Origin of the sequence: Cryobacterium sp. MLB-32, from assembly GCF_000738085.1 — a bacterium.
In the GTDB taxonomy this organism is placed as follows: Bacteria; Actinomycetota; Actinomycetes; order Actinomycetales; family Microbacteriaceae; genus Cryobacterium.
In genome coordinates, this window is sequence record NZ_JPRS01000366.1 from 1 (window position 1) to 1,589 (window position 1,589).

A 1,589-nucleotide genomic window follows, 5' to 3' on the forward strand; every position below is an offset into this window, starting at 1 on the left:
TGGTCACGTAGTAGACGGGCGGGTAGGCCCCGCTGAAATTGCCGCGATCCGACGTGACGAAGTTGTCGTTCCGGTCGAACATCGTGCCCTGGCACGACGCGCTCATGTCAGATTTGAATGCGTAGCACGGGGACGCGAGGAGGGAATTCGGTAGTGACCGTTGCTGTTCGTTACCGACCAGGCGACACATGCTCGTGTCCTCACCTGTGGCGCACCACGTGCTCGCGAGGTGAAAGTCATCATCGGGGCTGGAACCGACCGGCGAGGCTAAAGCCCAAGCGGAAAGCGCAAGAATGGCGAGCAGAGGGACAATGACCGATAGTGCTCCCAGTCTCGTCCAGACTCGTTTGAACTCTGCCGACAGTCCCTGTAACTTACTCGTCCCATTCACATAGGAATCTTACCCGCCATGCGCACCCGCGGCGTGAAGCGTCCGCGCACGGGAACCGTGAGCAGACGAATAGTATGGAGATCATGAAATCGCCCCTCGAGCAGACAGTCATTGTCATGCCCGCCTTCAACGAAGAGGAATGCGTTGCAGACGTCGTGACGGAAGTCCTCACGGCCCTTCCGGGCGTGCGCTGTCTCGTCGTCAACGACGGATCCGATGACGCCACAGCGGAGCGGGCAGCTGCTGCCGGTGCCACCGTCGTCACCCTGCCCTTCAACCTCGGCGTCGGAGCGGCCATGCGGGTCGGATTCCGGTACGCGCTCGACTCTGGCTTCCAGAACGTTGTGCAGATCGACTCTGACGGACAGCACAACCCCTCTGAGGTTCCCATGCTCCTTGCGGAACTCGAATCGGCTGATCTCGTCTTGGGTGCACGGTTTGCGGGAACAGGAACGTATGACGTGCGCGGTCCGCGGCGATGGGCGATGACGTTTTTGGCGACCATCCTCAGTCGCATCGTGAAGAGCCCGCTCACAGACACGACCTCGGGTTTTCGTGCCAGCGGACCCAAAGCTGTTGCGATCTTTGCCAAGCAATATCCCGCCGAGTACCTCGGGGACACCATCGAGACGCTGGTCATCGCCGCCCGCGCAGGCTGCTCGGTCAAGCAGGTTCCCGTTGCGATGCGTCCGCGCGCTGGCGGTACGCCTTCTCACAACCCCTTCAAAGCGGGTGCGTATCTGGGCCGAGCCTTTCTGGCTCTCCTCTTTGCCGTTATGCGCCCGGCAGTATCGTCACGATCTGAGGTACCTACAGCATGATTTCCGTCAGCCAAATTCTGGGTATCTGTGGAGCCGTTCTCACGTTGCTGGTCGTGATCGAGCTGTTGCGTCGACGTCATCTTCGGGAACGTCATGCGATCTGGTGGTTTGGTGCGGGACTTCTGGCGCTCGTCGCCGGCATCTTTCCACGCACATTGGAGTGGGCCGCTCAGCTTGTCGGAATTGCGGTACCGACGAATCTCATTTTCTTCGTCAGCATCACCGTGCTGTTTCTCGTCTGCCTCCAGCACAGCTCGGAACTCACAGAATTGGAAAGCAAGACCCGTGATCTAGCCGAGCAGTCGGCTTTGCTTGAACTTCGGGTTCGAGAGCTGGAGGGTGCCCACCGCCGGGCCGACGTCTCGGACGGTGGCTCG

The 1,589-nt window shown here is 60.4% G+C and carries 3 protein-coding genes; 2 read left to right on the top strand and 1 reads right to left on the bottom strand.

The genetic code is table 11. From position 1 onward, the window contains the following. Positions 1-391, bottom strand: a 391-nt coding sequence (locus JF66_RS23265; protein WP_156109921.1) for a DUF2142 domain-containing protein, incomplete at its 3' end; no start/stop codon positions are given. Positions 392-474: 83 nt separating this feature from the next. On the opposite strand from JF66_RS23265, the gene JF66_RS18605 reads away from it, so the two are divergent. Together JF66_RS18605 and JF66_RS18610 are read left to right on the top strand one after the other, a co-directional pair. Next, complete coding sequence (locus tag JF66_RS18605) at positions 475-1,212, top strand: glycosyltransferase family 2 protein (protein WP_035880347.1); 738 nt, start codon at positions 475-477, stop codon at positions 1,210-1,212. Then, positions 1,209-1,589, top strand: a 381-nt coding sequence (locus JF66_RS18610) for a DUF2304 domain-containing protein (protein WP_051973752.1), incomplete at its 3' end; no start/stop codon positions are given. The genes JF66_RS18605 and JF66_RS18610, both read left to right, overlap by 4 nt.